The organism is Pseudomonas sp. SZ40, assembly GCF_052958135.1.
In genome coordinates this window covers 1-13718 of record NZ_JBQWIF010000034.1, presented here as the reverse complement: position 1 = coordinate 13718, position 13718 = coordinate 1, and the positions used below count along the sequence as shown (strand labels likewise).

The following is a 13718-nucleotide window of genomic DNA, read 5'->3' as shown; positions in this document are numbered from 1 at the left end:
GCGGCAAAACCCGAGAGAGCGGCATCCGTGCAGCATATTCGTGATTAAGTTCCATTTAATTTGTGCATCGCTCACAAGGCTGCTGATAGACTCAGCCTTTACGATGGCGAGATGCTATACAGGCGGCTTGGGTATTTCAAGCCTGTTACAAATGCCAAAATGACATTACGCGAAAAAATTGTGAACCAGTGCATGTAAAACAGTGAATCGCGCTGTGAAGGCACCTGCTGTCTTTGCACTTGAAATCACCTACAGATAGTATTGCCGCGCCATTCCAGGGACGATCTTCATGGCCACCTTATTAATAAGCGCTACCCAATTTTTTGCGGTCCGCTCGGTTCGACTGAGCGCGCTTGCAGTGCTTTTTATTGCCATGCTGGTAACGCTCACCTGGCAAGCCACACAATTTATCCGTGATTTGAATAGCCAGCCCCGCATTGCCGGTGCAGCTCGCAGCGAAACAACTAAACCCGACACCGAAGACAAACCCAGTAGCGCCCTACTGAGTTTATTTGGCGCGAAGAAAAACGATGTCGAGTTAGCCGCGCAAGCACTTGAAAAACTTCCAGAAAGTAATCTCAACCTGCAAGTTTCCGCAATTTTCTCAATGGCTCGAGCCGAACAAAGTTCGGTGATTCTGGAGGACGGCGACCGCACCATGATTCTCAAGCCTGGTGAGGAAGCACGCCCCGGCATCGTGGTACAAGCTATCGAAAGCCATCGCATCACATTGAAACGTAACGGAAAACTTGAACAGATCAGCTTCAAGGGCTTCGGAGAAATGCCAGGCGGCAACTCGATAGGCAGCCCACTACCTACTGCTCAGGAAGTCAGCGCGGTACCGGCAACAAGTCAAAACAATGACAACGAAGTCATCGCACAGGCCCCAACAGGCAACCCGCCTGCGACCTCAACGGCCGTCGACCAGAATTTGCCCACTGCTTATCAACAGTACATCCAGCGCAAACTCGCGCAGAACAAGTAGTAGAGTGTCCGCCGTGTCGATCCGAGCCGTTCTGAAACTGTTGTTGCTGACCACTATCTGCGTCAGCCCGATTAGCTGGGCACAAGAAGCCGAGCCGCTACCGGGCGACGAAGTGCGCATCAACATGCAAGACACCAATATTCGTTCGTTTATTGAATGGATTGCCAAGGCCACTGGAAAGAACTTCATCATCGACCCGCGGGTGACTGGCAAAGTTACGGTTATTTCCAATGAAGCCATGGCCCCGGAAGAAGCGTACCGAGTTTTCCTCTCTGTATTGCAAGTCCATGGTTTTTCAGCGATTGAGTCGGCAGACGCGGTCAAGGTCATCCCCGATGCCAACGCCAAACAGACCGGCGTCCCTCTGGTGGACGACAATGCACTCAACGACGACCAGCTCGTGGTTCGGGTCATCCGCACCGATCACGTCCCGGCCACACAGCTGGTGAACATCCTGAGGCCAATGGTTCCTCAGGTCGGTCACCTCGCCGCCTACCCGGACAGTAACGCGCTGATCATTTCCGACCGAGCTTCCAACATCAACCAGTTGCTCAAGCTGGTGGCCGAAATCGACCGTGCTGGCCAATTCGAGATCGATGTCATTCCGTTGAAGTTTGCCAACGCCAAAGAATTGTCGGCCATGCTCGGAACCCTGGTACCGCAAGCCGCCGGGCAGGAAGGTGGGAGCAAAATGAGCGTTTCGGTGGACGAGCGCACCAACAGCATCCTGATTTCCGGTGACCCGAGTAAACGCCAGCAACTGCGCGACGTGCTCGCCAACCTCGACCGACCCGGCAACATCATTCGCGACACTCAGGTGATCTACCTGCACTATCTGAAAGCATCCGAGCTGGCGCAAATCCTGCAAAACGTGGCCACCAGCCTGCAAAAACAGGACAAGGACGTCGGCATCAGCAGCGCCGACATCTCCATCCAGGCCAACGACACCACCAATGCCCTGATCATCAGCGCCCCCCCGGCCATCATGGACACCGTCCACGGTGTAGTGAAACGTCTGGATATCCGCCGCGCTCAGGTACTGGTGGAAGCCGTGATCGTGGAAGTATCGGACAACAAGGTCAACGAACTGGGAGTGCAGTGGAAAACCTCGGAAGGCGGCGATGGGCTGTTCGGCGGTTTCAAGTCCTCGCTCAAGGGCAACGCCATCGACAGCTTGCCCACCAACCCGCTGAAGCTCGACGCAGGCCTCAGCCTGGGCTTCTACAACAATGGGTCGCTGCAAGCTCTAGTACGCGCACTGTCGACCGATGACTCGATGAATATTCTGTCCACGCCCAACCTGGTCACGCTCGACAACGAGGAAGGCAAGATCGTGGTTGGTCAGAACGTGCCCTTCGTGACCGGCAGCTCGACAAGCGCCTCCAACCCCTCCACCAACCCGTTCCAGACCATCGAACGGCAAGATGTGGGCATCACCCTGAAAATCAAACCGCAAATCAACGAAGGCGACTCGGTTACCCTCAACGTCTACCAGGAAATCTCCAGCGTCAGCAGCGACACAAGTGCCGCCGATATCGTGACCAACAAACGCTCCGTCGAGACTCGTGTGCTGATCAAGGACAACATGACCCTGGTGCTTGGCGGCCTGATCTCCGATGAGGTTCGCGACGCCGGCGACAGGGTGCCGTTCTTTTCCAAAATCCCGGTGATCGGCCGTCTGTTCCGCAGCGATCGCAAGGAAGTGGCGAAGAAAAACCTGATGGTGTTCATCAAGCCCACCATCATCAATGATTTCGACCAGGCCAACCAACTGACCGAGGGCAAATACAACTTCATCAGGGAGCGCCAATTGCGCTACGCCGAGCAGGATATTCGCAGGAATGTGCCAACCCTGCCCGAGCGCGTGAGCGCTCCCGAAAAAGAGCTCAAGGTCGCGCCACAACCCCTGACAGCAGCCCCCTGATGACTGCCAGCATCGGCACTGGCCAGACAGTTACAGCGAGTCCTGATGCATCCCTTCAAGCTCGCTCAGTGCGGGCTTCGTCTTTTGACGACAGGGCTTTAACCTCACACGTTCTCGCTGGCACCCGGGCTAGTCCTGAACACCTCATCGAGCGCCAACGGACGATCGGCAAGGCCCGCTGTCAAAGCTCCCCTGCGGCTAGGGCCTTCACCACTCAGAGTGCGGCCAACTCCCCAGAATCAATCGCCTCCGCCCCCACCAGAAACTTCTGCCGCAATAACGTCTCACGGGTTATCGCGACCAGCGCATCGATCTGCATGTCGGGCATTTCCGTCATGTAAGAGAGGCAGAAGCGCGCCGGGGGAATGGGTGGGTCGCAGGGCAGGGTTTTCAGCAGGTTGAGGGCGAGCATTTCGCGGATCAGGGGTACGGGCAGGATGCCGATGGCGTGGCCGGCGGAGACCAGTTTGGCCATGAAGCTCAGGGAGTTGCTGGAGTGAAAGGCTTCCGACGGTGCGTTGCCGCCCTTCAGCCAGTTCTCGACCACCGAGTAGAGGGTCGAGGGGGCGGAGTGGCTGACGATGGGGTGGCCGGCCGCATGTTCCGGCAGGAAGGGGTCGGCGTCGATGGCCAGTTGCGGTGAGGCGACCCACTGGAAGGTCATCCAGCCGATGAAGATGTCGGTGACGTCCTCACGGGTGGCGGGGTTGGTGAGCAGCGCCAGGTCGAGTTCGTGGTCGTTGAGCTTGCGGTTGAGCACGGCACCGACGTCGATGGTTATTTCCAGGGTGATCTCGGGAAAGTGTGCCTTGATCTCGGCGATCACGGCGGTCAGGCCGACCATCGCCGAGCATTCGTCGGCGCCCAGGCGCAGCCTGCGGTGCTGCTTCTGCTTGGCGGCGAACTGCTCGAGTTTCACGCTGTTGTTGAGCGCCAGCTCGGCGTGGCGCAGGGCGATATGGCCATCGGCGGTGAGGGTCATGCGCTGTTTGCTGCGGTCGAACAGCTTGACGCTGAGCAGCGATTCCATCTCCCGAATGCGCGAGGAAATGGCCGGCTGGGTAAGGTGAAGGTGGCGTGATGCAGCATGTACACCGCCCAATCGGGCAGTCCAGTAGAAGGCCTCGATCTGCATCAGGGTAATACGCATGATAAAAATCTTCCCCTCTTCTGTTCGTTGATTTTTATTATCGCCAGAAAAACATGCTTGCTAGGATCGGGCTAACTTTCTTGCCCAGAACGAATAATTAAATAGCGCATGTATATTATCGAAGCACTTCCTGAAGCGATTGATCCAGAAGAACTTTCCGTTCTTTTGCGCGCCGAGCCCGCGACTATTGGGCACTTCATTACCACCGGCATATTGAGCCCACAGATACGGGCGCATTTCGAAAATCTGCGCACCGTTGGCACTGCCGTCACGGTGAAGATGCCCGGCGCCGACGGCGGGATCTTACATTACGCGATGGGTTGCGCGAGGCCTGGCGATTTTCTGGTGGTCGATCGCTGCGGCGAAAGCGTGACCGCTGCCATGGGCGGCGCCATGGCCTATGCCGCCAAGCAGGCGGGCATTGCCGGGATCGTCATCGACGGTTACGTCACCGATCTGGGCGAGATTCGTCAGCACGGCGTACCGGTCTGGTCCTGGGGCGCCAGCGCCATCACCACGCGGGTGAAGGGCGAGGAAGGCGAATTCTGTACCGCGGTGCAGTGCGGTGGCGTCGTAGTTCGACCGGGTGATGCGGTGATAGCCGACGAGAACGGCATCGTTATCCTGCCACCCGCCCAGGCATTGGCCCTGGCCCGCCGCGCCATCGAGTTCCAGGAAAACGAGAAGCACACGTTGGCGCGCCTGGCTCGCGGCGAGAAGTTTCCCGACGTGGTGGGCTCGCGCCCGCTGATCGACGCGGCCATCGGCAAAGCACGCTGATAGCGCCGCTCCATCGATAAACCGGCATCACTGCGCGCAAGGTCAGGCGCCACGACAATTCCAATACTGACCCGCTGCACTTTTCATCAGGTTTCTGCCCCGTAGCTCCCCCAAAAGAACAACAGGACTACCATGAAACTGTACTCGCTCCCCAGGGTGATCCTGGCTGCGCTGGGCTGCTCGATTGGCGCCAGCGCGCTTGCGGACGATGCGTCGTCCATCCATTTCAATGTGGTCGGTGGCGGTAGCCACAATTACACCTTTCGCGCCGTCGAGCGCCCGTTCTGGAATCAGACCCTGCCCGCCAACTCGGGCGGCAAGGTCAGCGCACGCCTGATGGGGCTGTCGGAAAGTGGCCTCAAGGGCCCGGAGATGGTTCGCGTGCTGCGCTCCGGCGCGGTGGAGATCGGCATGGGCGTGTTCGCCTTCGTGGCGGGCGACGATGCCGCCTTCGAGGGCATCGACCTGCCCGGCATGGCCGCCGACATCGAGACTTCGCACAAGATCGCCAATGCCTACAAGCCGGTGCTGGAGGCACGCATGGCCGAGCGCCACGGCGTCAAGCTGCTGGCCACCGTGCCCTATACCGCGCAGGTGTTCTTCTGCCGCGATGCCGTGCATGGCCTCGACGATCTCAAGGGCCGCAAGGTCAGGGTACGTGGCCGCAACATGGCCGACATGGTCGGCGCACTCGGCGGTTCGCCGGTTACGCTGCCGTTCGCCGAGGTGGTCACGGCGATGCAGACCGGCGTCATCGACTGCGCGGTAACCGGCATGGGCTCGGGCAATGCCGCCAAGTGGTACGACGTGGCGGGCCATGTCTACGATCTGCCGGTGGACTGGTCGATCGGTTTCTACGCCATGGGCCTGCAGCGCTGGCAACAGCTTTCCCCTCAGGTGCAGCAACTGCTGCAGACCCAGGCGCAGGTGCTGGAGGATGCCCTGTGGACGGAAACCGCCAGGGAGAACCGCTATGCGCTGGCCTGCAACACCGGTGCCGCCGACTGCCAGATTCACCACCCTGCCGACATGCAGGCCAATGCCCCCAGCGACGAGGAGCGCGCCAAGCTGCGCGCCGTGGTGCTGCGCATCGCCAATGACTGGGGCACGCGGTGCGGCGCCGACTGCGTGCAGCGGTGGAATGCCACGGCGGGCAAGGCGATCGGCATCAGCCTGAAAGATCCCTGAGCACGGCGAAGGCCTCGCCCGATGCGGCACTTGCCGCACTGCCCTGCAACCGTTCGCGGAGAAACCTGCTCATGCAACGTACCGATACCCCGAGCCTGCGGCTCATCAATCGCATCGCCAAGGTCAGTGCCTGGGTGGGCGGCATCGCCCTGATGGGCTCGGCCCTGATGATCAGCATCGACCTGCTGTTGCGCCGCCTGTTGGGCTTTTCCATGGGCGGCGCTGACGAGATCGCCGGTTATGTACTGGCCATCGTCAGCGCCTGGGCGTTCCCCATCGCGCTGCTCAAACGCTCCCACCTGCGCGTGGACATCATCTACTCGCGCCTGTCGCTCAAGCCCAAGGTCGGCTTGGACCTGCTGGCACTGGCTGGCATGGCGCTGTTCGTCGGCACGCTGCTGTTCCATGTCGGCGGGGTGCTGTGGGATTCCATCGCCTATCGCTCGATTTCCACCACGCCGCTGCAGGTGCCGCAGTGGATTCCCCAGTCACTGTGGTTCGCCGGGTACCTGTTCTTCGCCACCACCATCCTGGTGCTGGCCTACAACAGCGTGATTCAGCTGCGTCAGCAACGCTGGGCGGCGGCCAACGCGCTGATCGGCATCAACTCCGTCGAGGAGGAGATCGAAGAAGAATCGCACTCCGGCCGTCCTCACGACATTACCCGGGAGGGCCGCTAGATGTTGGCTTTCACTCTTATCGTGCTGCTGGGCCTGCTCGGCCTGAGCGTCGCTGCGGCGGTCAGCGTGGGCCTGCTGGGCATGTCGCTGGCCGAGCTGTTCTCGGCGCTGCCATTGAGCAACGCCATGGGCGAAATTGCCTGGAGTACCGGCGCCGAATTCCTGCTGGTGGCCATTCCGCTGTACATCCTGATGGGCGAGTTGCTGGTCTGCTCGGGCGTGGCCGGGCGCATGTACAGCGCTGCCGACAAGTGGCTGTCGTGGCTGCCGGGCGGCCTGATGAACTCGAACATCGGTGCTTCGGCACTGTTTTCCGCCACCAGCGGCTCCAGCGTGGCCACGGCGGCGACCATTTCGACCATCGCCCTGCCGGAGCAGGAGCGCAAAGGCTACCCGGCACCGCTGTTCCTCGGTTCCATCGCGGCGGGCGGCACTCTGGGCATCCTGATTCCGCCGTCGATCAACATGATCCTGTTCGCGTTGATCGCCAACCTCTCGGTACCCAAGCTCTATCTGGCGGCGACCATTCCCGGCCTGCTGCTGTGCGTGATGTTCGTGGCGATGATCGTGATCACCTGCATGATCTGGCCGAAACTCGGCGGCACCCGGCAGCACGCCACCTGGGCCGAACGCCTGGCGAGCATCCCCGACCTGCTGCCGCCGCTGGCGATCTTCGTGCTGGTGGTCGGCGCCATCTACAGTGGTTTCGCCACCGCCAGCGAGTCGGCGGCACTGGGTGTGCTGGCTGCGTTCGGCCTGGGCCTGTGGCGCCGGACCTTCACGTTGCAGAACCTGGGCCAGGCATTCGAATCCACCATGCGCACCAGCGGGATGATCATCTTCATCACCCTGTCGGCGTTCTTCCTCAACTTCGTACTGTCGGCCATCGGCCTGACGCCGACGCTGGTCAGCTTCGTCACCGACCTGGACATGTCACCGATGGCCACGCTGCTGGCGATCATCCTGTTCTACATCGTGCTCGGCTGTTTCATGGATACGCTGGCGATGTTGATCACCACCGCGCCGCTGGTGGTGCCGGTGATCGTGGCGCTGGGTTTCGACCCTTTGTGGTTCGGGGTGATCCTGATCGTGCTCTGCGAGATGGGGCAGATAACACCGCCGTTCGGCATGAACCTGTTCGTGGTGCAGAGCATTCGCAATAAAGGCAACTTCATGGATGTCATCTATGGGGCGTTGCCGTTCTGCCTGGTGCTACTGTTACTTATCGCGCTATTGATCCTGTTCCCGCAACTTGCACTGTGGCTTCCACAATTCGCGTGACGCTATTGATACCTGCGCGATACACGAATACTAACTGGACAAATTAAAACGACTGATTAGTTAAGATACGCTGCAAAAGGACTTGCACTATTACCCATCTTATTTCGCGACGCCGATCAGAAACCCTGCCGGCCACCACAGCCCACTCACTACAGCCCGCCCAACCCGCGGCGGCGCTCGGCTGCCTGAGCGCTTATAAACGGCTGAAATTTGCAAGACAATAACGCGCTAAATCGCGTTACTTATTGGTGCGTGCGCGCCATGGAAGTGCATTGAGCATCACTATCTGCGGTTTTTATCAGCCTAATAAAAACATTGAATCCGACTCTTCGGGTAGTGCCGTTGACACTCGATGGCAATGAGAAAAGAATCAATCACCGCGTATGACAACATACGACTAATAACAAAAAGGTGATACATGCCCGCCTATTTCATCACGGCCAACGCTGCCGTATCGGACACTTTCACGAGTGCCGAAAACAATGATCAAGCAACTTCCTTACTTCGCTCATCTGCCCATTCGCTGGAGAGAGCACCGTGAAAAACATTCTGACTATCTACTTCACCGCGCTGAAAGTGCTGATCGTTTCCAGCCTGGTGTGTATCACCCTGTTGATCTTCTTCAACGTCGTCCTGCGCTACGGCTTCAACTCCGGGCTGTTCTTCAGCGAGGAGATCTCGCGGCTGGCATTCGTCTGGCTGGTGTTCGCCGGGGCCCAGTTGATGCTCCATGAGAACGGCCATATCGGCGTCGATATCGTGACTAGTCGCGTATCGCCAACCGTCGGCAAATACCTGCTGCTGCTCACCCAGGTGCTGATGCTCTACGTCACCTGGCTGTTCCTGGAGGGCAGCTGGAAGCAGACGCTGATCAACCTGCATGTCGGTGCGCCATCGACTGGCGTGTCCATGGCGCTGTTCTACGGCGCAGGGCTGGTGTTCTCGGTGCTCAGCGCTGCGCTGATCACCATGCAGATGATCGACAACCTGAGAAAACCCGCGGGTAGCTACAAGCCGCAGACCGCCGAACCCGACACCCATGTCGCACCCACCACCCAAGCAGGGGTACTGAAGTAATGGCCCTCACCGTCTTCGTCGGCGTGCTGATGGCCGCCATCCTAATCGGCGCCCCCATCGCCTACGCCCTGATTCTCTGTGGCGTGGCCCTGATGTGGCTGCTGGGGTTGTTCGATGGGCAGATCATCGCGCAGAACATCATCAACTCCGCCGGCAGCTTCCCCCTGCTGGCCATTCCCCTGTTCATCATCGCCGGTGAGGTGATGAACAGCGGCGGGCTGTCCAAACGCATCATCAACCTGGCCATCGCCATGGTTGGCCACCTGCGTGGTGGCCTCGGCTACGTGACCATCTTCGCGGGCGTGTTGCTGTCCAGCCTGTCTGGCTCGGCACTGGCCGACGCGGCCTCGCTGACCGCGCTGCTGCTGCCGATGATGGTCATCGCCGGCTACAACAAGAACCGCTCCGGTGGCCTGATCGCTTCGGTCTCGGTGCTCGGCTCGATCATCCCGCCGAGCATCGGCTTCGTGGTGCTGGGCGTGGCGTCCGGCCTGTCGATCACCAAGCTGTTCCTCGCCGGCATCGCTCCGGGGCTGATGATCGCAGTAGCGCTGTGCGTGGCCTGGTGGCTGGTATCACGCCGCGACACCGACGTGAAGCTGAGCCCCAAGGCATCCGGCAAGGAGCGCGCCAAGGCCTTCGTCGACAGCATCTGGGCGCTGATGCTGCCGGTGATCATCGTCGTCGGCCTGCGCTTTGGCGTGGTGACGCCGACCGAAGCGGGCGCCGTGGCCAGCGTCTATGCGCTGCTGGTTTCCGCACTGGTGTACCGCGAGCTGAATCTGAAGGATCTCAACGCGCTGCTGCTGCGTGCCGGCAAGACCACGGCAGCGGTGATGTTCCTGGTCGCGGCGGCATCGATCCCGGCGTGGATGATCACCATCGCCGACATTCCCGGCCAGATCATCGACCTGATCGCGCCGGTGATGGACAACCCGAAGCTGCTGATCCTGGTGCTGATGCTGCTGATCCTGGTGATCTCCATGGTCATGGACCTGACGCCCACCGTATTGCTGCTCGCGCCGATCCTGGTACCGGTGGTGACGGCGGCGGGAATCGACCCGATCTATTTCGGCGTGCTGTTCATGATCAATTGCTCCATCGGCCTGATCACCCCGCCCGTGGGTACGGTGCTCAACGTCGTCTGCGGTATCGGACGAATGCGCTACGAAGCGCTGCTCAAGGGCACCTTCCCGTTCCTGATCGCCGAAATCATCGTGCTGTTCCTGCTCGTCGCCTTTCCGCAGCTGGTCACCGTGCCGGCCGAATGGTTCGCCAAATAACAACAACCACAACAAGGATTCCATCATGAAGATGAAATTGACCGCACTCGCCGCGTTGCTCTTCGCCAGCAGTTTGAGCTTCGCCGCCGAGTACAACTCGCACACCATCAAATTCGCCGCCACCAGCCCGAAGGGCACTCCGCCAGCCATCGGCATGGAACTGTTCGCCAAGAAAGTCAGCGAGCGCAGCGGCGGCAAGATCAAGGTGCGCACCTTCCCCAATGGCGTGCTGGGCGGCGACGTGCAGGTACTGTCGTCGCTGCAGGGCGGGGTGATCGAGATGATGACCTGGAACGCCGGGCTGATGCTCAACCACGTCACCGACTTCGGCATCCTCGACTTCCCGTTCCTGTACACCGACACCGCCAAGGTCGACGCCATGCTCGATGGCGAAGTCGGCAAGATGCTCACCGACCAGTTGCCGCAGCAGAACCTGGTCGGCCTGGCGTTCTGGGAGCTGGGGGTGCGCAACCTGACCAACAACAAGCGCCCGGTGGAGAAGCTCGAAGACATCGCCGGCCTCAAGATCCGCGCTCAGCAATCGCCGCTGTTCCTCGATGTGTGGTCGGCACTCGGCGCCAACCCGACGCCGCTGCCATTCACCGAAGTGCACACAGCGCTGGAAACCGGCACGGTCGACGGTCAGGAGAACCCGGCCGCGCTGATCCTCGCGTCCAAGTTCAACGAGGTGCAGAAGTACCTGAGTCTCACCCATCACAACTACAACCCGCAGATCGTCCTGATCGGCAAGACCTTCTGGGACACGCTCAACGACGACGAGAAGAAGTTGCTCAGCGAAGTGGCCATGGAAGTGCGCCTGGAACAGCGGCAGATCTCCCGCGAAGCGGACAGCAAGGCTATCGCCGAACTGGAAGCGTCGGGCATGACGGTCAACCCGCTGCCGGATGAAGAAGTCGCCCGTATCCAGGAAAAGATCCGCCCGGTCGTCGACAAGTACGCCGCCAAGATCAATCCCGAGCTCGTCAAGAAAGTTTACGAGGCCATGGACGTCGCCCAGCCCTGAACACCTGTTCATGATCTTCCGCCCCCAGGTTCGTCGATTTTGGTAGCCAAGGGGCGGGAGCTGACGGCTGATCGCCCCTTGTGGGAACGGGCCATGCCCGTGATTTCGCGGGCATGGCCCGCTCCCACAGGTACTGCATCAATGGCTGCTTCTGCCTTGGAGCTGCCACGTCATGCACACAACGATCGTGAACAGTCCCTAAGCACCGCAGCGTCGCTGCACGAACAAGCGCGCCCGATCGCTCGGGCGCGTTCTGCCTGTCATAGAGGAAACCCATGAAAATTTCGGTCGCGCAGATACACCCCATTCCCGGCAACCCGACCCAGACCATCGAGAAAGTCGCCGAGCTGTCACGCCAGACGGCACTCGAAGGCTCGCGCCTGATCGCCTTCCCAGAATGCCTGCTCACCGGCGGCTCGTTCGACAGCCGCGAAGATCTGGAGCGTGGCGCTATCGACATCGAAGCGCTGGCCCCACTCCTGGCCGTGAGCGCAGAGACGGGTATCTACATCATCGCCGGCTTCTACGAACGCCGCCCGGACGCCATCTTCAACACGGCAGCGCTGATCGGCCCCGAAGGTATCGTGGGCCTGCATCGCAAACGTCACCTGCCGTTCATGATCGGTGACCGCTTCACCGATACCCCGGATGAGTGGGCACCGCCGGTGTTCGATACCGAGATCGGTCGCATCGGCATGGCCATCTGTTATGAAATCCGTTTCCCGGAAGTGGTACGCACCCTGGCCCTGGAAGGCGCCGACATCGTCGTGTTGCCGGCCGCCTGGCCAGAGCAGGCGCGCATGCTGCCGGACATCTTCAGCACCGTGCGGGCAGCCGAGAACATCGTCTACTTCGTGGCCCCGAACCGTAACGACATGGATGGCGGCATGCAGTTCATCGGCATGAGCCACATCATCGAGCCGTCCGGCAAGACGCTGGTACGTGCTGGCGCGGAAGATGGTGTGTTCACCGTCGAGATCGACGTCGAGAAGGCCCGCAACAAGTCGCTGATCCGTGAACCCGGCGTGTTCGAAGTGCATCCCTTCCGCGATCGCCTGCCCGATACCTACCGCATCTGAGGTGACCTGATGACCAGCACGCTCAAACAGTTGATGGCCCGCTCGCACACCTACGGCATGAACATCTACGGCACGTCGTCGATGGCCATCGAGGTGGCGGGCAACTGGGGTCTGGATTTCGTTTTCATCGATGCCGAGCACACTTCGCTGGGTGTCGACCGCGACATGGAAAAGCTCATCCTGGCAGCCAAGTGCTCGGGTATTCATAGCCTGGTGCGGGTACGCGGCACCCTCGAGTGGGATATCCGCAAGGCGCTGGAAATGGGGGCATCGGGGGTGATCATTCCGCAGGTGCACAACGCCGAGCAGATGCGCACCATCATCCGCTACAGCAAATTCCCACCGATGGGCCGCCGTGGCGGTGACAGCTCGGTGCGCTCGGCCAACTACGCAGGGCCGAACTTCGACTGGGGCAGTTATACCCAGGCAGAGAATGAACGCAGCGTGATCGTGCCGATGGCGGAGAGCTACGAGTTCTTCGACAACATCGACGAGATCCTCGACGTCGAGGGTATCGACGTCGTGCACTTCGGCCCAGCCGACTATTCGCTGTCGCGCCAATTGCCAGTCGACTATCGACTGGGCAACCCTGAAGTGCTGCAACGCCTGGAGCTGCTGATCGAGAAATGCCACGCCCGCTCGATACAGGTCATGGTGCCCTGCTTCCCCGCCGACGGCGAAACCGCCAAACGCCTGCTCGAGATGGGCAGCGACATGCTGCTTATGGGCAGCGACCTGTCCTGGCTCAACCAGAGCGGGCGCAGCATCGCTGCGGTCAAGGAACAGCTGCAATAACCGAGTAAAGCGCCAAACAACGAAGCCCGCATAAAGCGGGCTTCGTCGTTTTAGAGAAACGGGCCATTGCAGGAGCCGGCTTGCCGCGATGCTCTTGACCGCAGCTCGCCAGCAAGCTGGCTCCTACACGTGTCCTGTACCCTGGGCTGAGCGACGCGAAAGCTGGGGCGCGATCCGTAGGGTGGAAGACGCTTCACCCTTCCACCAAGCCCCGCGCGCAGGACGACCTGCTGTAGGAGCCGGCTTGCCGGCGATGCTCTTGATCGCAGCTCGCCAGCAAGCTGGCTCCTACACGTGCTCCGTAGCCTGGGCTGGCGACGCGAAACCTGGGGCGCGATCCGTAGGGTGGAAGACGCTTCACCCTTCCACCACGCCCCGCGCGCAGGACGGCCTGCTGTAGGAGCCGGCTTGCCGGCGATGCTCTTGATCGCGGCTCGCCAGCAAGCTGGCTCCTACACGTGCTCCGTAGCCT

The 13718-nt window shown here is 60.5% G+C and carries 12 protein-coding genes; 11 read left to right on the top strand and 1 reads right to left on the bottom strand.

Features of this window, described 5'->3' with window-relative positions; all coding sequences use genetic code 11:
- The first annotated feature begins 289 nt into the window (after positions 1-289).
- Both ACT9T4_RS21430 and gspD read left to right on the top strand, forming a co-directional pair.
- Complete coding sequence (locus tag ACT9T4_RS21430; protein ID WP_499118838.1) at positions 290-985, top strand: type II secretion system protein N; 696 nt, start codon at positions 290-292, stop codon at positions 983-985.
- 13 nt (positions 986-998) lie between these two features.
- Positions 999-2909, top strand: coding sequence for a type II secretion system secretin GspD (gene gspD, locus ACT9T4_RS21425; protein WP_499118837.1), 1911 nt, complete (start codon positions 999-1001; stop codon positions 2907-2909).
- 214 nt (positions 2910-3123) lie between these two features.
- On the opposite strand, the gene ACT9T4_RS21420 is transcribed toward gspD, so the two are convergent.
- Positions 3124-4059 carry a LysR family transcriptional regulator gene (locus ACT9T4_RS21420; RefSeq protein WP_499118835.1) on the bottom strand — a complete coding sequence of 312 codons (936 nt, stop codon included), beginning with the start codon at positions 4057-4059 and terminating at the stop codon, positions 3124-3126.
- Positions 4060-4167: 108 nt separating this feature from the next.
- On the opposite strand from ACT9T4_RS21420, the gene ACT9T4_RS21415 reads away from it, so the two are divergent.
- The 9 genes from ACT9T4_RS21415 to ACT9T4_RS21375 all read left to right on the top strand — a co-directional run bounded on the left by ACT9T4_RS21415 (position 4168) and on the right by ACT9T4_RS21375 (position 13246).
- Positions 4168-4839 carry an RraA family protein gene (locus tag ACT9T4_RS21415; RefSeq protein ID WP_179539352.1) on the top strand — a complete coding sequence of 224 codons (672 nt, stop codon included), beginning with the start codon at positions 4168-4170 and terminating at the stop codon, positions 4837-4839.
- Between the two features lie 132 nt (positions 4840-4971).
- Complete coding sequence (locus ACT9T4_RS21410; RefSeq protein ID WP_499118833.1) at positions 4972-6027, top strand: TRAP transporter substrate-binding protein; 1056 nt, start codon at positions 4972-4974, stop codon at positions 6025-6027.
- A gap of 71 nt (positions 6028-6098) precedes the next feature.
- A complete protein-coding gene (locus ACT9T4_RS21405) occupies positions 6099-6707 on the top strand; it encodes a TRAP transporter small permease subunit (RefSeq protein WP_042552906.1) in 609 nt (202 codons plus the stop codon).
- The gene (locus ACT9T4_RS21400) at positions 6708-7988 is read left to right on the top strand and encodes a TRAP transporter large permease (protein WP_042552905.1); all 1281 of its coding nucleotides are present in this window, start codon (positions 6708-6710) and stop codon (positions 7986-7988) included.
- A 537-nt stretch (positions 7989-8525) separates the two neighbouring features.
- On the top strand, positions 8526-9065 hold the full coding sequence (locus ACT9T4_RS21395; RefSeq protein WP_179539355.1) for a TRAP transporter small permease: 540 nt from the start codon (positions 8526-8528) through the stop codon (positions 9063-9065).
- On the top strand, positions 9065-10348 hold the full coding sequence (locus ACT9T4_RS21390) for a TRAP transporter large permease (RefSeq protein WP_042552903.1): 1284 nt from the start codon (positions 9065-9067) through the stop codon (positions 10346-10348). The genes ACT9T4_RS21395 and ACT9T4_RS21390 overlap by 1 nt, the downstream gene beginning before the upstream one ends.
- Positions 10349-10373: 25 nt before the next feature.
- Positions 10374-11372, top strand: coding sequence for a TRAP transporter substrate-binding protein (locus tag ACT9T4_RS21385; RefSeq protein WP_499118831.1), 999 nt, complete (start codon positions 10374-10376; stop codon positions 11370-11372).
- A 275-nt stretch (positions 11373-11647) separates the two neighbouring features.
- The gene (locus tag ACT9T4_RS21380; protein ID WP_499118829.1) at positions 11648-12451 is read left to right on the top strand and encodes a carbon-nitrogen hydrolase family protein; all 804 of its coding nucleotides are present in this window, start codon (positions 11648-11650) and stop codon (positions 12449-12451) included.
- A gap of 9 nt (positions 12452-12460) precedes the next feature.
- Positions 12461-13246 carry an HpcH/HpaI aldolase family protein gene (locus ACT9T4_RS21375; protein ID WP_499118828.1) on the top strand — a complete coding sequence of 262 codons (786 nt, stop codon included), beginning with the start codon at positions 12461-12463 and terminating at the stop codon, positions 13244-13246.
- The last annotated feature ends 472 nt before the right edge of the window (positions 13247-13718 follow it).